Origin of the sequence: Terribacillus sp. 7520-G (assembly GCF_002271665.1) — a bacterium.
In the GTDB taxonomy this organism is placed as follows: Bacteria; Bacillota; Bacilli; order Bacillales; family Amphibacillaceae; genus Terribacillus.
This window is the reverse complement of sequence record NZ_NQFP01000045.1, coordinates 1-20,613: the sequence shown is the minus strand read 5'-3', so window position 1 is coordinate 20,613 and position 20,613 is coordinate 1. Positions and strand designations below refer to the sequence as shown.

The window sequence follows — 20,613 nt, the reverse complement described above, 5'->3', positions numbered from 1 at the left end:
AGCCGGTCACGGCTGGCTCTGGTTATATACTTCTTTCTTTTGGACAACTCGGTGTATGTGAATGGTCAGGTAAAGCAAATCCTCATTGGTAAGCTGCTCCTGATATATCTTTTGGATATAGGATTGGATTTTCTGCGCACAGGAGAAGGCTTTGCTGTAATTGACCTTCACCATCTCGAATAAACTATTATCTTCCTCTTTCTGGCTGCGATGGTTCAGGATTCGCTGAGCAAAAAATTTCAAATGGGTAACAAATCGATAATAGGCAAGCGACTCTTCGTCATATTCAATGCCAAAATGAAATTTTACAATGTGAAGGACGTCCTGGATGAACTTTGTGATATTGATCATGACTGGCATGTCTTCGTTCATTTGTGCATTGACTATATGCAAGGCAATGAAGCCTGCCTCATCTTCAGGCAGAATGATACCGACTTTCTCGGCTATGATCGATAGGGCATGCTGTCCGATTCGATATTCATCTGGATAAAAACGTTTTGTTTCCCAAAGCAACGCGTTCTTTATATCAATTCCCTGCTGAAAACGTTCTACAGCATAATAGATGTGATCAGTCAAACTTACATAGATATTATCGTGTATCTTCTTGTTGGTGTGCTGTTTGGCGTATCGGATGATCTCTTCGGATACCTCGACGAAAGAAAGCGGTATTTCAGCCAATAATTCCATCAGCCGTTTATTCATTTCCTTATCATCGAGCTTGAATATCTTCTCGATACGGGACTCATCCACTTTATCACCGGCTTTGCGGCCAAAAGCAATACCCCGTCCCATGATGACAAGCTCATGTTCCTGCTCGTCCAAGACGGTGATGACATTATTATTCAACACTTGCTTGATCTGCATCAGGATCACCTATTCCTTAAAAGAGGATAATCTATCTAGGTCTATAGTATAGGAAAATGAGAACGATTACAATCGCCATTGCCTACAAAAAAGTGAGCGGCTCGATCATCTCCGATATTCAGGCCATTTCATCCCCATCTTCCTATCGTTGGATTGATGAACCGGGATCCAGAGAGCTTAAAGGAGAGATGTATCAACTTCCCTTGGTGCGCTCTATCTTCTGGATTGCCGGAATTATCGATCCTTAGTTTTGTCTTTGAGGATGGATCGCTATCAGAGGATAAAGGGATGTGATGCTGCTGATGCAGCCCTTTTATTCGCTGAGGGCTCATGAGAAGCAGGGTGATGTTTTTTGAGATGGATTGCCAAAATCAGATGCAGATGTTATTTTGTTGCTATACCGTCTGGACGGTTAGGGGTGAAAGAATGAAAACACAAGATAGAATCTTGGACGCAGCTGCTAAGCTCATCCTTGAAGAGGGCGTCAGTAATGTCACGCTTGAAAAAATAGCCAAGCGGGCAGAGATCAGTAAAGGCGGCTTGCTATATCATTATCGTACAAAGGAATCTCTATATCAGGAGATGAATTTGACTGCTATAAGAGAATTTGAAGAAACGATTGATCGTTATCTTAAAGAAAAGCCAAATGGGAGAGGAGCTTATACAAGGGCTTATGCATTAGCCACGCTGGAGGATATCCAAAAAGGGGCAATACATCGAAGCAGCGCGCTTATTTCCATCTTTAGCGACCATCCAGAAATCTTGGAGCTCTGGAAAGAAGGTTATTCGAGATGGCAGCAGCAGCTCGAGCAGGACGGTTTGGAATGGGAAGAGATGGCTACGATTCGCTTTGTCTGTGATGGGCTATGGTTCAATGAGATGTCTGGAATGACCAGCACATCGGCCTTTGCGGCAGAATTAATGCACAGGCTGCTGGACCGGATGGATAAAGGAGGAAAATGAAAATGGGTTATTTATTCTTGGCGGCTTCCATACTGTTTGAAGTTTTCAGCTCGACAATGCTGAAATTATCGGATGGATTTAAGCGGCTGCTGCCTATCATCGGCATTGTAGTGGGCTATGGCATAAGCTTTTATGCATTGTCGATTACATTGCAATCGTTGCCGCTAGGGGTGGTTTATGCTACCTGGAGCGGGGTCGGGACGATTTTGACGGTTGTGATCGGTATATTGCTTTTCAAGGAGAAAATCAATAAAAAAGGAGCACTGGGCATTGCTATATTGCTTGTCGGGCTTATATTGATGAATTTATCAAAGTAAAGGAAGATGTGGTATGAAAGCAGGTTTATTTCTTGCAGCGGCAATCATATTGGAGACGATTGCTTCTTCCATGCTGAAAGTATCCGACGGATTTTCTGTATTGCTTCCATCTGTCATTGTGGTGATCGGATATCTTGGAGCATTCCTATTTTTATCTTTTACGCTGAAATCCATGTCTTTGTCCACAGCTTACGCAACCTGGTCGGGAGCAGGGACAGCACTCACGGCGATGATCGGAATAGGGTTTTTCGGAGAATCGGTATCACTGATGAAATTCAGTGGATTGATATTGGTCATTGTCGGCTTGGTGCTTCTCAATACACAGCATAAGGAAGCAAAAGAAAAAGAAGCTTCGGCTCAATGAAATAAGAGGTACTGCGCAGACGGTACCTCTTATTTTTTCAGCACATATATTAGCAGGATACGCATTTCTTGAAATCAGGGCATGGCCCTTTTGTATTCAGCGAGAAGATTTCCGTAAGAAAATTTAACAGAAAACTTTGAAAATTATAGCGAGGCAGATAAGATTAGTAGTAACCAATTGAGTCGACAATCGACGGAGGATACGTTTCATAAGGCAGGTGTCTCGTATAAAACAACTTGATTTAAGTAAGCAGGGACTTTCTTATATCATCTCAGAATATATCATGGAACAAATCATAACAGGCGAATTGAAAGCGGGAGATAAATTAATCGAAAGCCAATATGCTGAACAATTTGGGACAAGCAGAGCCCCTATCCGGGAAGCTTTCATCCTTTTGACAAACCAAGGGTTATTAGAGAAAATCCCTCGTAAAGGTACAGTCGTGCGTGGTTATACAAAAGCTGATATATCGGATATTTTGGAACTTCGCATTGTCCTGGAAGAGATGGCGATGAGCCGCATCATTGAAAGAGGGATCATATCTGATTGTGTTTTGAAAATGGAAGGGATACTCATTCAAATGCATGTCAATCAAAACAAAAGTGATTATACCAAGCTTAATTATCTCTTCCATCAATGCATTATCGATATGGCGGGTAGCAGCATCATCAAGAAAATGTATGAAGGATTGGGAATATCCCTTTTGGGACTGCAGAGCTTAACATTTTCAGACAAGCAAAATGTAGCTAAATCGATCAAAGATCATCGTGTCATTGTTTCTTTGCTGAAAGAAAATCAAGCAAGCGAAGTGGCTGCCTTACTTCAGCAGCACAACAAGGATTTACTGCACCATGTCAAGCGGCGTATCCATGCGGGAATGAGCTGATCGAAATGATCAGCTTCCATATAAAGTCGACAATCGACTTAAAGGAGGAACAAGATGAAAGCATTCTTTTCCAGGCATTCTGCAGGCAAGTATTCCGTGTTGGTTTTATTGTTCATCGGATGGTGCATTTCGTATATTGATCGAGCAGCAATCAGTATTGCATTGGCATCCATCGGCGCTGACTTCAATTTGGATTCTTCTGTTCTTGGAATTGTATTAAGTGTTTTCTTCATTGGTTATGCCGCCATGCAAATACCCGGAGGATGGCTTGCTGATCGATTTGGTTCAAAGAATGTCATTCTTTCAGCAATCTTGCTCTGGTCTGTTTTTACAGCAATCACTGGACTTGCATGGTCATTGGCTTCCCTTATTGCCATTCGTCTGCTTTTTGGCCTGGGGGAAGGAGCTTATCCTTCTGCCAGTATCAAGGGTCTCGCTGAAAACTTCCCGAAAGAGCAGAGGCCTAAAATGTCCTCTGTCATGCTTTCTTCCAACTACATTGGAAGTGCCATCGCTCCTTTGCTGGTAGCCCCGCTTCTGTTGGCTTTTGGGTGGCGGAACTTGTTCTTTATCATCGGAATTGCTGGAGTGGTGTTTGCACTAATATATTGGTTTTGGGTTAAACCTGTAAAACCGAAAAACATGGATCAGATACAAACCGGCCAAGCAATAAAGAAAACCGAAAAGGTACCACTCAAACAGCTTTTGGCAACCCCGATCCTTTGGCAGCTTGCGCTGATTTGGTTCGGCATGAGTCTCATCAATAAGGGGCTGGATTCTTGGATGCCGACCTATTTGCTGACGGAAAGAGGACTGGATTTAAAAGCTATCGGACTGCTTACCCCGCTTCCTTTCATCGCTGCTGGAATTTCAACAGCAATTGGTGGGTGGGTGATGGTGAAATTTTTTGACGGCAGGGAAAAAATCCTTTTGATAACAAGTGCTTCCATCACTGCTATCTTCCTTTATTTCATGTATACCGCTCAAACTGTAGGATCCGTCATTGCCTTTCAAGGCATCGTCTATTTCTTCAAATCATTTGTATTGGCAACCACAATGGCATTGCCATTGAAAATTTTATCAGGAAAAGTTGCCGGTTCTGCTGCAGGTGTCATCAACCTGTTTGGTCAATCAGCTGGCTTTGTTTCCCCTGTCATCATTGGAATCATTGTCGAGGTATCCGGTTCTTTTGGCTCTGCATTTTGGTTTTTGATTGTGGCGGCATGTTTGTCCGTTGCAATCAGCTTCATGCTTAACACACGGAAGCATCGTCATTCCAATGCCAATGTACAAGCAATTTAATATGGAGGAGGAAAATGAAAGATGAAAATCAAAAAAATAGTGCTGCGTAAACTGAAAATGGATTTGAAGAAGCCATTTCTCGTAAGCTTTGGTGAATTGAAACATAAGGATTTTATTGTTGCCGAAGTACATTCCGGGAATCACATTGGTTATGGGGATTGCTCTGCTATGCCGTTTCCTTACTACAGTGAAGAGACAAATAAGACTGCTTGGCATATTCTCGAAGATTATCTGATTCCCTTGATTTATTCGCAGGAAGAGATCACACATCCGGAGGAAGTATATCATCTTTTCAAGCATATACGAAGAAATAATATGGCGAAATCGGCGCTGGACTGCGCAATCTGGGATTTATACGCCAAAGAACAAGGCATTCCGCTTGCGCAGGCATTGGGTGGTGTACGCAAGCAGGTGGAGACCGGTGTAAGCATCGGTATTCAGGAAAGTCCGGAGGCATTGGTGGAAGTCGTCAGACAGCATCGTGCGGAGGGTTATAAACGGGTAAAGGTAAAAATCAAGCCCGGCAGTGATCTTGCATTCCTGAAAGCTGTACGCGAAGAATTCCCTGAGGTCATGCTGATGGCCGATGCAAATTCTGCCTATACATTAAAGGATATCGGATTATTTAAGGAACTCGACAAGCTTAATATGATCATGATCGAACAGCCGCTTTCCCATGACGATATTGTAGACCACGCCAAGCTTCAAGCGGAGGTAAACACGAGAATTTGCCTGGATGAAAGTATACATTCAGTCGAAGATGCCAGAAAGGCGATAGAGCTCGGGAGTACGGGGACAATCAACATCAAAGTGGCACGTGTCGGAGGCTTGACTGCAGCTAAAAAAATTCAAGCGCTTTGTGCAGGATACGATATTCCGGTTTGGTGCGGAGGCATGGTGGATTCGGGTATAGGACGAGCCCATAATATAGCGGCAGCCACCCTTCCAAATTATCAATTCCCAAACGATATCCCAGCTTCAGACAGATACTATATACAAGATTTCGTTACACCGGATGCAGTATTGGACAGTGAAAGCAGGATTCACGTGTTGGATAAACCAGGAATCGGATTTGAACCAATCCCTGATATCTATGAACGATATACGTATGAAAGGAAGGAATTCCTTCGTCCGAATGTGCTTGTTTAATAAGCAGAAAAGACTCCTCATGTACATGGAGGAGTCTTTTCAGTATAGTGACTATTTTTTCAGCAATAGATAAAGGAAGTACGGAGCACCAATAAAGGCCACGACGATACCGGCAGGCAGGCCGTCAGCAGTCGCGATATTCCGTCCGATCGTATCTGCCAACAGCAGGAGCCAGCCTCCGATCAAGGCAGCGACGGGAAGGACATATTGATGTCTCGCGCCGACAAGTGCACGTGCAATATGGGGTGCCATCAGCCCGACGAAGCTGATGCCGCCAGCAACGGAAACGGCTGCTGCCGCAATGGCGACCGCTGCCACCAGCAATATGATCCGATCCCGGGTCAGCTGGACGCCGATGCCGACTCCGACTTCTTCGCTTAGGGCCAATACGTTCAGCCGATTCGCCATATAAAGGGTCAGCGGAAAGATGACAATGATCCACGGCAGCAGTGCAAGGACGAATGGCCAGTCCGTCCCCCAAATATTCCCCGCCAGCCATTTGGCTATGAAATCGACTTTTTCCCTATCGGCCGAGGATATCAGGACGATCATCATACCTGAGAGAGCCATGGAAAAACCGACTCCGACTAACACAAGTCGAACTGGCTGCAGTCCATGTCTTTTACGATAAGAAAACAGGTAAATCAGCATAGCAGTCACCAGCGCGCTGGCAAAGCCGACAAGAGGCAGGACATAAGCAAAGTTTCCGGCATCGATCGGCATGAACAAAAAGAACACGGCGATACCTAGCCCAGCTCCTGAGTTGATCCCGATGATACCAGGGTCGGTCAGGTCATTCCGGGTGATGCCTTGCAGGATTGTACCGGCCAGTGCCAATGCCATCCCGGCAAGCAGCGTGACCGCAATGCGGGGGAGCCGCACATCAAATAGGACAAATGATTCGGGAAAGGTCCCATTACCGAGTAATGTCGGCAGTAAACGATCATAGGAAAGTGAAGCAGGACCAAGTCCCATCCCAATGATGATGGTGACCAGAATGAGGGCAGCCAATGCGATCATCAGGATGGCCTGTCTGCTTTTTTTAGCTGTTTTCATGAGTAAGCCCGACCTCCCCGATGAACGATGAATAAGAAGAATGGCAGACCGAGCGCAGCTACGATAGCTACAAGCGGCGTTTCATATGGTGCATTTACCGTCCGGGCAGCTGTATCAGCCAAAAGCATGAAGGTTCCGCCGGCAAAGAAGGACAACGGCAATATATAACGATAATCCGTCCCAGCAAAAAAGCGGACGATGTGAGGAATCATCAAACCAATGAAGGTCATGTTTCCGACCAATGCGACAGATGCCCCTGCCAGCAGGATGGTCACAAGGAATAACAGCGCTTTGATTGCGAATGTCTTCTGACCAAGTCCGACAGCAACCTCATCACTCAAACTGAGCAGTGTCAGCTGATGGGATAGGAATAGCGATAATAGGATGCCTGCCAGTATGATCGGTATGATGAGCTGCAGCTGTGTCCAATTGACACCGACCAATCCTCCGGCTGTCCAGGCAGAGACTTGCTTGGACAGTTTAAAGCTCAAGCCGATAGCTTCTGAAACCGCATATAACAGGGCGGACACAGCAGCGCCTGCCAGCACAACCTTGACCGGGGAAAGGCCGCCCAGGCGGAGGGAACCGATCCCGAACACAAGACCGGCACCGATGGCAGCGCCGATGAAGCAGGCGATGATGATGACGATATAATTCGCATCGGGAATGAAGGCCATGGCAGCAGCGAGTGCTGCATTGGCTCCAGCTGTCAAACCGAGCAGTCCTGGGTCTGCCAGCGGGTTTCGGGTCAATCCTTGCATGATGGCACCTGCCACAGCCAGGGCAGCTCCGACGAAGAAGGCCCCGATTTCACGCGGCAGCCTGTTTTCGCGGATGACCAGGATATCATCGTTGGTATGGCTGCTGAATAACGCATTCCATACATCACGTAAGGAAATATCAGCCGCTCCAAGGGATAAAGCCAAGACAAATGCCGCAATGGATAAAATAAGTCCAATGAAAAGTTTCAAAGCAAATGGTATGTTCTTCATCAGCCACGCATCTTTCTATGTAAGGATAAGGGAAAGAGCTTCCTATTTTCCTAGGAAGCTCTCCTTGATGAACTCTAACTGGTAATCCAATGTATTGGAGTCGTTAAAGTAAAAGGCATTTCCGTCCACTTCATATACCCGATCATTTTTTGCAGCAGCAGTGTTTTGGAAGGATTCGGAGTCTTCAACGGATGTGTCTGCATCATCGAATTTACTGAAGATCACATAGTCGCCCATGTACTCTGGCAAAACTTCTGTCGATAATGCGAAGTAGCCAGCCTCCAGTGCATCCTCTTTCACCTTCTCGGGCATATTCAAGCCCATCGCCTGATAAAGCACTTCGGTGCCGCGGCCCCAGTTATCGCCATATACATAGAGCTGTTTATCGAAGTTCTCCACCACGGACACGGTTGCATCGGGTCCGATTTTCTCCTTGATCTGTTCACCGGCCTCTGCAGCACGCTTTGTGAAATCATCGACCCAAGCCTGTGCTTCGTCCTCTTTGTTGACCAGCTTGCCGATTTCCACATGCTGATCGAGATAGTTCAGCTTACCGTAAGTGAAGGTCACTGTAGGGGCAATTTCTTTCAGTTTATCGAGATTTTTCAAGCTTGAGAGTCCGATGATCAAGTCAGGTTTGAGCTCGATGATTTTTTCTAAGTCATCCTCGGTGACTTCCTCTGCGTCCTTCAAGGCATCTTTAAAACGAGGATTCTGCATGGACCACGCATCGGCACCGACAATCGGTACATCCAGATCGATCAAATCACCGACATATGAAGAAAGAACGACAACACGCTTCGGATCAGCGGGCACTTCGACCGGTCCATCCTCGGAATCATATGTAATCATTTCGCCTTCATTGTCAGCTGAATCCGCTTTCTTGTTGGAATCAGCGGAATCGTTGCTGCCGCATGCAGCCAATATAAGCAAAAGAATAAATAAAGCCGGAATTAATTTTTTCATTATGTATGTCACTCCTCATACTAATAGGGGGGTGCCCTGTTAGGGGGACAGGGCACCAGGGTTATACGATGAGAATGAGAATGATTATCAATCTCGCTTGATTCCATAATAAAGGCAGAAAATTCGGATGTCAACATTGATTTTGAGATTTATTTTCGGTATATTTAAATGAGAATGATTATCACTATCGGTTTGAAGGAGGAATCAGTGTGCAGGAAGATTGGCTATATGATGTGACGATCATCGGTGGAGGTCCCGCTGGATTATATTCCGCTTTCTATAGCGGGCTGCGGCAAATGAAGACAAAGATCATCGAGTTCCAGCCTTATCTGGGCGGTAAGCTCCATGTTTATCCGGAAAAGATGGTCTGGGATGTGGGCGGAGTGCCACCGCTTCCAGCTGGCAAACTGATAGATCAGCTCACCGAGCAGGCAATGACCTTTGATCCCGATGTGGTATTGAACGAAAAGGTAACGAGTATCAAACGCAATGAAGAGGATATATTCGAACTCCACACAGCGGGCGGTGTAACGCATTATTCGAAAACAATCATCGTGGCTGCAGGCGGCGGTATCCTTAATCCGCAGAAGCTTTCCATCGAAGGCTGCGAAAAGTTCGAGGTTGCGAATCTTAATTATACGGTGAAAGACATGCAGCGCTTCCGGGATAAGACGGTCATCATCTCAGGCGGCGGTAATTCAGCGGTCGATTGGGCCAATGAATTGGAGCCGATTGCGAAACAAGTATATGTCACCTATCGGAACGAAGCTTTAAAAGGACATGAAGCGTCTGTAGAGCGTCTTATGTGCAGCGGGGCACGCTGCTTCCTGTGCACTTCGATTACGAAGCTTGTTGCATGCCCGAATCAGCAGCATATCGAGCGGGTCGAGCTGACGAATCATGAAACCAATGAAATTACGTATTTACCGATTGATGAGGTCATTGTCAATCACGGCTATGACAGGGACATGGATCTGATTCAGAACAGTGAAGTGGATATCGAGCTAGTGGATAATTACTACATTGCAGGAACACCAAGCGGCGAATCTTCCGTACCAGGACTGTTTGCTGCAGGGGACATCCTGAAACATGAGGGTAAAGTCCACCTCATAGCCGGCTGTTTCCAGGATGCAGCCAATGCAGTCAATAAGGCCAAACAATTTATCGAGCCTTCCGCAGACGAATGGGGGATGGTTTCTTCCCATAATGTATTATTCAAGCAGCGGAATCGGGAGCTGGCGAAGAAATTAGTCTAGAGCGCAGATGCGCTCTTTTTTATAGCGGGTTATGAACATAATCCAATTTACAGCAACAATAATATTTCAAGAAAAGGAAGCTGGCAGAAAGCAGCTTCCTTTCTTGATGGAATTATAATTTATGGACCCTTTCCACGATCGCTCCAGTTACATCCTCCGTTCCATACGCACCGCCAAGGTCAGGTGTCAGGATTCCGGCTGCTGTCACGTCTTCTATGATATCCAGCAGTTCATCGCCGAGTTCTTCCTCGCCGAAATGATCAAGCATCAGCTTTGCCGTCCAAATCTGACCGATTGGATTGGCGATTCCTTTGCCCACGATATCCGGTGCGGAGCCATGCACTGGTTCGAACATCGAAGGGTATTTACCGTTCACATTGATATTGGCTGCTGGTGCAATCCCGATACTTCCCATGATGGCGGCGCCTATATCGGTCAATACATCGCCGAATAAATTGCTGGCGACAATGACATCGAAGCGCTGCGGCTGTGTGACGAAGAAGGCGGCCAGGGCATCGATATGCTGGCTGTCTGTCTCTATATCCGGATAATCTTTTTTAACGGATTGAAAGACTTCGTCCCAAAACGGCATGGAATGAACGATTCCGTTGGATTTCGTTGCGCTTGTGACATGCTTCCTGCGTTTTGCGGCCAGCTCAAATGCATAGCGCATCGCTCTTTCCGAACCGCGTCTTGAGAATACTGCGTTTTGGATAGCCATCTCTTCCTCGCCGCGGAAAATCCGTCCGCCAATTTCACTATATTCACCTTCACTGTTTTCCCGCACCACCAGCAAATCGAAATCCTTCGGGTTGGCAAGCGGGGAAGTAATACCCTTCAGCAGCTTGGCGGGACGGATATTGATCACTTGCTCGAATTCACGGCGTATTTTGATCAGCATGCCCCATAGGGAGACATGATCCGGTACAAGCTTTTGGTTCCCGACAGCACCGAGGAAGATAGCGTCTGCATCCTGCAGTCTGTCCAATGCATCATCCGGCATCATCCGGTCATGCTCCAGGTAATATTCACAGCTCCATGGATATTCGGTGAAATCGAACTTCAATCCGCCATGCACCTCGGAAATCGCTTTCAAAACAGTCTGAGCTGCCGGAACCACCTCTTTACCGACTCCATCCCCTGGCAAACTGGCTATTTTTAAATTCTTCATAAGTCTCCTCCTAATTTTCATCTGTGTTTCCTGCTCTTTTCACGGAATTTGTCCTGTGAGACAGTGGCGATATGTTAAACAATGGAAAGAGCATTTTGGCTCCATGGTTGATAGCGGTTACTTTTATTCTACATGAATGAAATAAAGTTCGAAAATAATTCACGCGGATTTGATTGAAAATACTGTATATATATTTTATAATCTCGCTAAGCTAGCATAAATGAACGGAGAAACAGGCCTCCATCCCGGTAACGAGATGGGGGTCTTTTTTCAAACTGGAAAGGAGGCGATTCCCTTGGGAAGGTGAAGGTTTTGAATATATTGCCGCTGCGGAAGAAGACCCCAATATAGACAGTAAGCATAATACGGAGGTGAACCCCTGTAAAAGGGGGAAAATTTGGACCCATTATTAATACTCAATCTAGCTTTAGTCGCCTTGTTCATCATTCTGACGGCATTCTTCGTCGGTGCCGAATTCTCGGTCGTGAAGGTACGTATGTCACGCATCGAACAGCTCATCGAGGAAGGGAACAAGAACGCCTTAGTCGTACAGAAGCTTGTCCGTGATCTCGATTACTACTTATCTGCCTGTCAGCTTGGAATCACTGTCACTGCATTGGTACTTGGTGCATTGGGTGAGCCGACTGTCGAGAAGATATTGCACCCGGTATTCGATTACTTCGGTTTATCAGAATCTCTTTCTACCATTCTTTCATTCGCCATCGCCTTTGCGGTCGTGACTTTCCTGCATGTCGTCATCGGTGAGCTGGCTCCGAAAACCTTGGCTATCCAATATACAGAGAAGATGACGCTCATCCTGGCGCGTCCGCTATACTGGTTCGGAAAGCTGATGGCACCTTTCATCTACACACTGAATGGATCTGCACGCGTATTCCTGCGCATGTTCGGCGTGAAGCAGGTTGCGCATGAACAGGCCCACTCCGAAGAGGAACTGAAGATCATCATGGCACAAAGCTTCCAGAGCGGTGAAATCAACAAGACTGAGCTGGATTATATGGAAAACATTTTTACATTCAACGATCGCGTCGTAAAGGATATCCTTGTACCGCGGACACAGGTCATTGCAATCTCCGATGCTATGACTCGCAAGGAAATCCAGGAAGTGATGGTCGAGCACCAATATACACGTTATCCCGTTTCACAAGACGGTGATAAGGACAGGATTTATGGCTTTGTGAACGTCAAAGAAATGCTCACTGATTTCACGTCCAGGGAGGATAAGGAACTGGAAGATTTCATTCACCCCATACCGACGGTGCATGAAGGAACGAGTCTCAATGATACACTGCTGACTATGCAGAAAAAGCGTGTCCATATCGCGTTAGTCGTCGATGAGTACGGCGGAACTGCTGGCATCGTGACGATGGAGGATATGCTGGAGGAAATCGTCGGTGAAATCCGTGACGAATTCGATGCCAATGAAAAGCCGGATATCCAAAAGGTTGCTGAGGATAAATACCGTTTGAATGGCCGGGTGTTGCTTGAAGAAGTGGAGGAGCAGTTTGACATTCGTTTTGTAAATGAAGCGGAAGTCGATACAATCGGCGGCTGGATGCTCACCAATCTTCGCAATATCGAGGAGCATCGACTCATGGAAGCCCATGGCTTTGAGTGGGAAATAACCGAAATGCAAAATCACCAAATCGTGGAAGTGGAGATGCGCAAGCAAAACCAACCCAGTACCATAGGTTAATGTGGAAATGAACACCTTTCCTGCTGAAATCGGTTAATGAGCCGAATGATGCGGGAGGGTGTTTTTGCTAGTGGCATCATGCGATATTTTTAATTGCATCCTGATGGATTGCTTCCAAGGTGCAAGATTTATTACTGCGCTTGTAGTCTATCAAAGTAGATATTCTACCTCGTAATCCTAAAAGAAGCGCATCTTCAATAAAATAAACGCCGTCCTTATAAAGGAGCGGCGTTTATTTATTGGATGTATCTACTTTCTGCATTTAGTATCATATTCAAAGCAACATCTATGTTTTCCAGCGGGTGGATTACATGTGCAGGTCAAGCCTCGCGCTTTTCTTTCTCTTTATCGCTTTCGAGCTTCCCGTTGCCAATGAACAGGGCTGCAATGACTGCTGCGGCAATCAGTGCCGCAGAGACTAAGAACATGCTATGCAGGCCGCCGATAAAGATATTTACCAGTTCGTTGTAAATATCTGCAGGTACGCCTATTGGGTTGCGCAGTATATCTTGAATGTTACCGGAAAGTACACTTACCATTTCAGGGCTTTCACGGACGCTTGCTTCGATATCCGAAGACATTTGACTATTCAATACGCCGCCTAAAACACTGATGCCGATGGTGGCACCCAGGGATCGGAACAAATTGATGGAGGCCGTGGCGGCTCCGATATCTTCCTTTGGAACCAATTCCTGTGTCAAAGTGGTCAACGCAGGCATCAGTACACCCATTCCCAAGCCGATCAACCCAGCACAGCAGCCAAAGAACCAAAGCGATGTATCGGCTGACAGCGTGTACAGCATCAGGAATCCGCCCACCATGATCAGCAGACTCGTGACAAGCAGGTTCCTATACTTGAATTTTGTCAGGACAAAACCTCCGAATATCCCGGCGACCATGGCAGCAATCATCATGGGAAGCAGCATGTAACCGGATGCGGTAGCGGACAGCTGCTTTACATTTTGCAGATAAAGCGGAAGGAACGATATTGCGCCAAACATGCCAAGCCCCATAAAGAAGCTGACAATGGATAAGATAGAGGTGACACGGTTCTTAAACAAGTAGATTGGTAAAATGGGATCTTTTGTTTTCGTCTCGATCCATACAAAGACCGCGAGCAAGGATAACCCGCCGGTCAGCAGCGTGATGACAAGCGGGGAGCCCCAAGTATGACTCGCTGAAGCTCCGCCTTCACCGCCGGTCAAGACCGTCGTCAGCAATGTTGCTACGATACCAATGGAGAGTGTGATGGCTCCCCACCAATCAATGGATGGATTTTGCTTGTCGGTACTTTGCTGATACCCGAACCAGATGAAAATGGCAGCAATCAAAGCAATTGGAATATTAATGAAGAATATCCAATGCCAACTCAAGTTCTCTGTCAAAAATCCTCCGATTGCAGGTCCGATGATACTGGAAATCATGAACATGGATCCAAGGACACCTTGTATCTTGGCACGCTGTTCCACGGAATAGATATCTGCAATCATCGTAAAGGCAAGAGGCATCAAGGCTCCAGCCCCGATCCCTTGAATTCCCCTGGCAATGACCAATAGGACAATATCGTGAGCTAATCCGCATAGGATGGATCCTGCCAGGAAAAAGCCGAGTCCGATCAAATAGATTTTCTTGCGGTCGAACAAATCGGATAATTTTCCGAATATGGGAATACCGATCGATTCGGCGAGCATGTAAATGGCAACGACCCAGCTGTAAAACGCCAGGCCGCCCAGGTCGCTTGTAATCGTAGGGAGTGCTGTGGATACGATGGTCTGATCCAAGGAAGCGAACAGCAGCCCCAGCATAACGCCAATTGTAACCAGCGTCTTGTTGGTCCCTCTTTTTTTCATGAATTCCTCTCCGTTTCTTTATATGTAAATTGTATAGACTTCACTATCGGCTCGACTTCCTCTGATTGGGACAAGTAGTATAGCACAGAGTCTACAAGATATTCTCTCGGTCTGGACATTGAAAACTCTTGTTGCAGAAATGCTATGTTCGAAAGGTAATTATCCCTTTCTGATTCATCGATAGGGGCATTCAGAAGGATTTCCTCCATACGATGCAGCTTTTCTGACAAGGTATTTTCCTTTTTATGAAACATCTTATTTTCTTCCAGAATGAGTCTGTCTATTAAGGATGGCAGTAGGTGCAGGGATTGATGATGATCCTTGATGATTATTTTCATGGCCGCTGCAATGTATCGTGCTATTTGAACAAAATCAATATCATCTGTTCCAAAAATGTGGATAATCTCAAGCCATTCCTTTACCAATCCTTCATACGTGACAGCCATACTCCATAGAGAGCGATCATCCAAATCAGCTCCAAAAGCATGACGGAAATTCTTTTTATGCATGCGATATATTTCGAGCTTGTAAGGCTTTGCGTATTGTTTCATTTCGTCCAGTTCTTCTTCTGAGAATGCCTCGGGCACAGAAGCAAAAAGCTCATGATTGAAATGGAAATGGGAAAGAAACATTGCTATCTTTCTAATGAGTTTTTCATCGGCAGTCAAATTGCCGAGGTCTAACTCATCGTTTTTCCTATGCAGTTCTTCATGCTGTAAGTTGAGTGCATGAAGCAAAATTTCTTTTTTTGAATCAAAAACTTTATAAAGAGAAGCCTTTGAGATACGGCACTTTCGAACAATGTCTTCAACGGAGGTTCGGCTGTACCCCTTTTCTTTGAACAAGAGAACAGACGATTCGATAATCCTTTGTTTTATATCCATGATCTGCTCCTTTCTGCTTGGATTTTACAGTACCGACTAGTACTGAGTCAAATAAATTCCTTTAACTTAAATCAAAATACGGTACTGAATGGTTTCCTTCGGGGTGATACAAAACTGGGAAAACCATTCATTTGTAGTGCGGACAAGCGGAGGGAAGAAAATCTGGTTTTTCTAAGGTCTCCTGCAATTCGATGTTCAACTTTAACAATAATCGAATTAAATTTGATAATAAATAACAATAATATGTTGACTTTTAACAAAAATACGCCTATCATGAACACATAAGATGTTCATGATTAACAAAAGGTGATATAAAATGCAGCCAAACGAACGCAGGAATGTGATTTTAGAACAATTGAATAAAAACGAAAAGATAGATATCGACGCACTTGCCAAAGAGCTGGATGTATCTGCCATGACGATCCGCCGTGATTTGAATTACTTGGAGGAGCAAGAGCAGATCATCCGCACCCTGGGCGGTGCAATCCTGAACAAACCATTGGTAATGGAGTCTTCCTTTCAAACCAAGGAAGGAAAGAATGCACAGGAGAAGCGCTTGATTGCCAAACGTGCTGCTGAACTGGTGCAGGAACACTTTACCATCCTGATTGATTCGGGGACGACGACACTCGAGATCGCCAAGCTGTTGAAGCACAAGCGCAATTTGACGGTCGTAACGAATGATATCAAGATTGCGGCCGAACTGATGGATAGTGAGGTCAAGGTGATTTTGACTGGCGGCGAGATGCAGAACAATATCGGAGCACTGTTCGGTCCGCTTACCGAACAGACGCTGCGCAACCTGCATGTGGATTTGTTTTTCCTGGGCGCCCATGCAGTGCATCTCCAAGTCGGTGTGACGGCGCCTACCTTTGAGAAGGCTTCCATCAAGAAGTTGATGATCGAGTCGGCGCAGGCTACTTGGCTGGTGGCTGATTCGAGCAAGCTGGATCAAAAGGCGTTGGCTAAGGTTTGTGATTTGGAAGCATTATCCGGTGTCATTTCGGATAGCGGAATAAGGTCTTATCACCCGGAAGAATTGACGGAGCTTTTGGAGGTCGTAGCAGCAGAGGGGGAAGCCTGATGAAGATTGGTGTGATTGCAGATGATCTGACTGGTGGTAATGGCACGGGTGTCAAACTGACGAAGCTGGGATATAACGTTGCGACGATGGTCTTTTACGACCATCTGCCCTCCTCGGATCAAATCAATGGCGTGATTGTCGATACGGATAGCCGCTATGTGAAAGGGGAGGTCGCGCATCGCCGGGTGAAAACGGTGGCGCAGAACTTGAAGAAGTGGGAAACGGATATTGTCTGCAAGAGGATCGATAGTACAATCCGCGGAAATATCGGTGTTGAACTGGATACCCTGCTTGATGAGTTGGGACCGCAAGCGATTGCGGTTGTCGTACCAGCTTATCCGGATTCGGGACGAATCGTCTCCGGCGGGTATTTGCTCGTTCATGGTGTACCGGTACAGCTTTCGGATGTCGGGAAGGACCCGGTCAAGCCGGTGACAGAATCGCATGTCCCGAAGCTGGTGGAAAAACAGAGCGAATACCCAGTAGCAAGCATTGGCTTGGAAACAATACTGGCCGGAAAGGAAGCCATCGAGCAAAAGATGGAGGAGGCAATCGATGCCGGTGCAAGAATCCTTGTCCCGGATATCATTACGAATGAGGACATCGATGCAGTGGCAGGGGCCATGGCGGAGCTTGAGGCTTACCAAATGGTGCCGGCCGATCCTGGTCCGCTGACAGCGGCATTCGCAAGAGCTTTCAGCCGCAAGCGGATGAAGGATAAGAAAATCATCGTCACAGTCGGCAGCGTAACATCCAACAGCTCCAGCCAGCTGCAATACTTGATCGATAAGACGAATTTGCGACCGATTTATGTTGATTCCAAGAAGCTGGCGACAGTGGACGGTATGTGGGATGAAGAGGTGGATCGAGTAATTGACCTGGCAAAGCAGGAGATGAGGAAGCAGGATATACTCTTGATCACCACGGATGCACCAGGAGCTGAAATCCTTGATTTGAAAACGCTTGCGGCAAATCAGGGTGTGAGTCAGGACGCATTGGCGAAGCGGATTGCTGATGGTTTGGGGAAAATCACGAGAGTGGTTGTACAGGAAAGCGAGTTTGAAATCGGCGGCTGTTTTTCCAGTGGCGGAGATGTAACCGCTTCACTTTGCTCGATCAGCAGAGCGGAAGGCATTCAGCTGATGGATGAGATCCTGCCGCTGATCGCTTATGGCAAATTCATCGGCGGTTATCTGGATGGCATCCCGATCGTGACCAAAGGCGGCACCGCCGGCGGGACGAAGGCGATTTATACAAGCGTGAAATATTTGGAAGCCAAATTCTAAGGAGGAAAAACACTATGACTGAAAGAGCTATCATCGCAATTCCAATGGGAGATCCGGCTGGTATCGGACCGGAGATTACAATGAAGTCCTTATCGAAGCAAGAGATTTACGATGTGTGTAAACCACTCGTGATCGGTGATACAGCAGTGATCAAAAAAGCGATTGAAATCGTGGAAGCGAATTTGGAAGTGAATGAAGTATCTTCCCCGGCGGATGGACAATATGAATTGGGCACTGTCGACGTAATCAATCTGGACAACATTGATATGGAAAAGCTGGAGTACGGTCAAGTTTCCGCTCAAGGCGGTCAGGGAGCTTTCGAATATATCAAGAAATCCGTCGAGCTTGCGATGGATGGCCAGGTTCAGGCACTGGCAACTACACCGATTAACAAGGAATCCTTGAAAGCAGCCAAGGTTCCTTATATCGGACATACAGAGATGCTGGAGGATCTTGCTGGATCGGATGATCCGCTGACAATGTTCCAGGTGAATGGCATGCGTATCTTTTTCCTCACTCGTCACCTTTCCTTGAAAGATGCCATCGCGCAGATGACGAAAGAAAGAGTGCACGATTACTTGGTTCGCTGTGATAAAGCACTGCAGCGCCTAGGTGTGGAATCCCGCCGATTTGCAGTGGCAGGCTTGAACCCGCATAGCGGTGAAGGCGGCTTGTTCGGCTGGGAAGAAGTAGAGGAAATCAAACCTGGTATCGAGCTTGCCATGAAGGAAGGCATCGACGCGGTCGGCCCGGTCCCTGCTGACTCGGTATTCTTCCAGGCCCTGAATGGCAAATATGATGCAGTACTTTCCTTGTATCATGATCAAGGACATATCGCTGCAAAAATGACAGACTTCCATCGTACTGTTTCCATCACGAACGGTCTGCCGTTCCTGCGCACATCCGTTGACCACGGTACGGCGTTCGATATTGCAGGTAAGAACATTGCGGAGAGCATCAGCATGGAAGAATGCATCAAGGTTGCGGCTGAATACGCGCCAAACTTTACACGTACAACGCTGTAAGAAGGCAATATACCGTCAGAAAGGAAGGATGCGTCAATCCTTCCTTTCTGACGGGCAATAATGAAAACACTTACAAATGGATTTGGGGGAAATCATCATGCCATTACTGATCATAGCTTTAGGTGTACTATTACTGCTCATCATGATTATGGGACTCAAGCTCAATACATTTGTTTCCTTGATCATCGTTTCCTTTATTGTTGCGCTGCTGTTAGGCATGCCGATGTCAGATGTCGTCAGCTCGATTGAAAGCGGTTTAGGCGGGACGCTCGGACATATTGCGCTGATCTTTGGTATGGGCGCCATGCTCGGCCGTCTGATTGCGGATGCCGGCGGTGCCAATCGGATTGCTACGACACTTATCGATAAATTTGGTGAAAAACGTATTCAATGGGCTGTCCTGTTTGCTTCTTTCATCGTTGGTATAGCCTTGTTCCTCGAAGTGACAATCGTCTTGCTCATACCGATCATTTTCTCGATTGCAAAAGAATTGAAAGTATCCATCGTCCATCTTGGATTGCCGATGGTCACAGCTGCACTTGCAACACACGCTTTTCTCCCGCCGCATCCAGGTCCGACTGCAGTAGCTGCGGAGTATGGGGCAAATATTGGACTTATGCTTATTTATGGAATCATCATAGCGATACCTACCGTGATTCTTGCTGGCATTCTATATCCCAAGCTGGCAAAACGGATCGTTCCGACTGCTTGGACACGTGAGGGCAGTGAATCCTTTGGCGTCGCAAAATCCTTTAAGGAAGAAGAGATGCCGGGTTTCGGTATCAGTGTTTTCACTGCACTATTCCCAGTCATCCTCATGGCAATCGGTGCAGCTGTGGATATCGCCCAAGCTGAAACTGGATTTGCTGACAATCTGTTGATAGAAATCATCCGTTTTGTGGGTAACTCCTCCACGGCGATGGTGATTTCCCTGCTGGTTGCGATATACACAATGGGGATAAGAAGAAATATCCCGATCAAGAAGCTGATGGATTCCTGTGGATCAGCCATCAATGCACTTGGAATGCTGTTATTGATCATTGGTGGAGGCGGAGCCTTGAAACAGGTGCTTATCGATGGCGGCGTTGGTGATTATGTTGCATCCATCTTTGCAGGCTCATCCATGTCACCGGTATTCTTTGCTTGGATGGTAGCAGCAATTTTGCGTATCTGCCTTGGTTCAGGTACCGTTGCCACGCTGACGACGGCTGGTCTGGTCATTCCATCCCTTGGAACCATGCCGGATGTGAATTTGGAGCTTGTTGCGCTGGCAACGGGTGCAGGAAGTGCCATTGCCTCCCACGTCAATGACGCCGGATTCTGGATGGTCAAAGAATCCCTTGGCATGACATTGAAAGAAGCTTTTGGTACGTATACAGTGCTTTCGACAGTCGTGGCTGTCTCGGGTCTTGTATTCACAATGATTCTTGATATCTTCATTTAAAACAATACAAAACGACACCCCGTCCTTGGACGGGGTGTCG

At 46.5% G+C, this 20,613-nt stretch carries 20 protein-coding genes; 13 read left to right on the top strand and 7 right to left on the bottom strand.

The features are described 5' to 3' along the window. Positions 1 to 6 precede the first annotated feature (6 nt). A complete protein-coding gene (licT, locus tag CHH53_RS15145) occupies positions 7 to 864 on the bottom strand; it encodes a BglG family transcription antiterminator LicT (protein WP_095216976.1) in 858 nt (285 codons plus the stop codon). Between the two features lie 56 nt (positions 865 to 920). On the opposite strand from licT, the gene CHH53_RS15140 reads away from it, so the two are divergent. The 7 genes from CHH53_RS15140 (at position 921) to menC (ending at position 5,845) form a co-directional block, all read left to right on the top strand. Next, positions 921 to 1,112, top strand: a complete 192-nt coding sequence (locus tag CHH53_RS15140; protein ID WP_095216975.1) for a hypothetical protein — start codon at positions 921 to 923, stop codon at positions 1,110 to 1,112. A gap of 178 nt (positions 1,113 to 1,290) precedes the next feature. After that, the gene (locus CHH53_RS15135) at positions 1,291 to 1,827 is read left to right on the top strand and encodes a TetR/AcrR family transcriptional regulator (RefSeq protein ID WP_158221579.1); all 537 of its coding nucleotides are present in this window, start codon (positions 1,291 to 1,293) and stop codon (positions 1,825 to 1,827) included. Then, positions 1,824 to 2,144, top strand: a complete 321-nt coding sequence (locus CHH53_RS15130; protein WP_095216973.1) for a DMT family transporter — start codon at positions 1,824 to 1,826, stop codon at positions 2,142 to 2,144. Before CHH53_RS15135 ends, CHH53_RS15130 begins: the two co-directional genes overlap by 4 nt. A 13-nt stretch (positions 2,145 to 2,157) precedes the next feature. Beyond that, positions 2,158 to 2,508 carry a DMT family transporter gene (locus tag CHH53_RS15125; protein ID WP_095216972.1) on the top strand — a complete coding sequence of 117 codons (351 nt, stop codon included), beginning with the start codon at positions 2,158 to 2,160 and terminating at the stop codon, positions 2,506 to 2,508. Between the two features lie 217 nt (positions 2,509 to 2,725). Continuing rightward, positions 2,726 to 3,394, top strand: coding sequence for a GntR family transcriptional regulator (locus CHH53_RS15120; protein ID WP_255374716.1), 669 nt, complete (start codon positions 2,726 to 2,728; stop codon positions 3,392 to 3,394). Between the two features lie 54 nt (positions 3,395 to 3,448). Next, the gene (locus tag CHH53_RS15115) at positions 3,449 to 4,696 is read left to right on the top strand and encodes an MFS transporter (protein WP_095216971.1); all 1,248 of its coding nucleotides are present in this window, start codon (positions 3,449 to 3,451) and stop codon (positions 4,694 to 4,696) included. A 21-nt stretch (positions 4,697 to 4,717) separates the two neighbouring features. Next, positions 4,718 to 5,845, top strand: coding sequence for an o-succinylbenzoate synthase (menC, locus tag CHH53_RS15110; protein WP_095216970.1), 1,128 nt, complete (start codon positions 4,718 to 4,720; stop codon positions 5,843 to 5,845). Between the two features lie 51 nt (positions 5,846 to 5,896). Here the strand turns inward: menC and CHH53_RS15105 are convergent, their stop codons facing one another. The 3 genes from CHH53_RS15105 to CHH53_RS15095 are packed head-to-tail and all read right to left on the bottom strand — an operon-like array spanning position 5,897 to position 8,859. Continuing rightward, positions 5,897 to 6,901 (bottom strand): FecCD family ABC transporter permease, encoded by a 1,005-nt coding sequence (locus CHH53_RS15105; RefSeq protein ID WP_095216969.1) that lies wholly within the window; start codon positions 6,899 to 6,901, stop codon positions 5,897 to 5,899. Then, a complete protein-coding gene (locus CHH53_RS15100) occupies positions 6,898 to 7,893 on the bottom strand; it encodes a FecCD family ABC transporter permease (RefSeq protein WP_095216968.1) in 996 nt (331 codons plus the stop codon). Before CHH53_RS15100 ends, CHH53_RS15105 begins: the two co-directional genes overlap by 4 nt. Before the next feature lie 42 nt (positions 7,894 to 7,935). Further along, the gene (locus CHH53_RS15095) at positions 7,936 to 8,859 is read right to left on the bottom strand and encodes an iron-hydroxamate ABC transporter substrate-binding protein (protein WP_095216967.1); all 924 of its coding nucleotides are present in this window, start codon (positions 8,857 to 8,859) and stop codon (positions 7,936 to 7,938) included. Between the two features lie 209 nt (positions 8,860 to 9,068). On the opposite strand from CHH53_RS15095, the gene CHH53_RS15090 reads away from it, so the two are divergent. After that, complete coding sequence (locus CHH53_RS15090; RefSeq protein WP_095216966.1) at positions 9,069 to 10,115, top strand: NAD(P)/FAD-dependent oxidoreductase; 1,047 nt, start codon at positions 9,069 to 9,071, stop codon at positions 10,113 to 10,115. A gap of 112 nt (positions 10,116 to 10,227) precedes the next feature. Here the strand turns inward: CHH53_RS15090 and CHH53_RS15085 are convergent, their stop codons facing one another. Next, positions 10,228 to 11,286, bottom strand: coding sequence for a tartrate dehydrogenase (locus tag CHH53_RS15085; protein ID WP_095216965.1), 1,059 nt, complete (start codon positions 11,284 to 11,286; stop codon positions 10,228 to 10,230). 397 nt (positions 11,287 to 11,683) lie between these two features. On the opposite strand from CHH53_RS15085, the gene CHH53_RS15080 reads away from it, so the two are divergent. Next, complete coding sequence (locus CHH53_RS15080; protein ID WP_095216964.1) at positions 11,684 to 13,000, top strand: hemolysin family protein; 1,317 nt, start codon at positions 11,684 to 11,686, stop codon at positions 12,998 to 13,000. Between the two features lie 320 nt (positions 13,001 to 13,320). Here CHH53_RS15080 and CHH53_RS15075 read toward each other — a convergent pair whose 3' ends face one another. Together CHH53_RS15075 and CHH53_RS15070 are read right to left on the bottom strand one after the other, a co-directional pair. Beyond that, positions 13,321 to 14,850 (bottom strand): MDR family MFS transporter, encoded by a 1,530-nt coding sequence (locus CHH53_RS15075; RefSeq protein WP_095216963.1) that lies wholly within the window; start codon positions 14,848 to 14,850, stop codon positions 13,321 to 13,323. Further along, positions 14,847 to 15,734, bottom strand: a complete 888-nt coding sequence (locus CHH53_RS15070; RefSeq protein ID WP_095216962.1) for a TetR/AcrR family transcriptional regulator — start codon at positions 15,732 to 15,734, stop codon at positions 14,847 to 14,849. Before CHH53_RS15070 ends, CHH53_RS15075 begins: the two co-directional genes overlap by 4 nt. Positions 15,735 to 16,050: 316 nt before the next feature. Between CHH53_RS15070 and CHH53_RS15065 the strand changes: the two genes are divergently transcribed. The 4 genes from CHH53_RS15065 (at position 16,051) to CHH53_RS15050 (ending at position 20,573) form a co-directional block, all read left to right on the top strand. Further along, positions 16,051 to 16,818, top strand: a complete 768-nt coding sequence (locus tag CHH53_RS15065) for a DeoR/GlpR family DNA-binding transcription regulator (protein ID WP_095216961.1) — start codon at positions 16,051 to 16,053, stop codon at positions 16,816 to 16,818. Next, complete coding sequence (locus CHH53_RS15060; protein WP_095216960.1) at positions 16,818 to 18,104, top strand: four-carbon acid sugar kinase family protein; 1,287 nt, start codon at positions 16,818 to 16,820, stop codon at positions 18,102 to 18,104. The genes CHH53_RS15065 and CHH53_RS15060 overlap by 1 nt, the downstream gene beginning before the upstream one ends. 14 nt (positions 18,105 to 18,118) lie before the next feature. Beyond that, positions 18,119 to 19,129, top strand: coding sequence for a 4-hydroxythreonine-4-phosphate dehydrogenase PdxA (pdxA, locus tag CHH53_RS15055; RefSeq protein ID WP_095216959.1), 1,011 nt, complete (start codon positions 18,119 to 18,121; stop codon positions 19,127 to 19,129). A 97-nt stretch (positions 19,130 to 19,226) separates the two neighbouring features. Further along, a complete protein-coding gene (locus CHH53_RS15050; RefSeq protein ID WP_095216958.1) occupies positions 19,227 to 20,573 on the top strand; it encodes a gluconate:H+ symporter in 1,347 nt (448 codons plus the stop codon). Positions 20,574 to 20,613 lie beyond the last annotated feature (40 nt).